This is a genomic window from Parendozoicomonas verongulae, assembly GCF_009711465.1.
GTDB lineage: Bacteria > Pseudomonadota > Gammaproteobacteria > Pseudomonadales > Endozoicomonadaceae > Sansalvadorimonas > Sansalvadorimonas verongulae.
This window is the reverse complement of record NZ_SMME01000471.1, coordinates 708-980: the sequence shown is the minus strand read 5'-3', so window position 1 is coordinate 980 and position 273 is coordinate 708.

Sequence of the window (273 nt, the reverse complement as noted above, 5' to 3'; positions counted from 1 at the left end):
GTTTCATTGTCACTGGAAATACGACAAATGGTAGATGAATTTCTGATCCATGTTATGGCATCCGTTTCAACTGCCAGATGTTGTACAGCTGTTGACCCCGTGAGTGTTAATTGGGTTCTTTGTTTTTTCCCACGGCAATGCACAAAGTGGTGCCTGGCAGACCTGTTTACGGTACAAGGTGTGGTTTTACCAGGGTAGATATGTATGTTGTCTGCGGGATGTATAGCAATACTGCCTGTCGATATCACATCTGGTGGCCGAAAGGGATTAAGG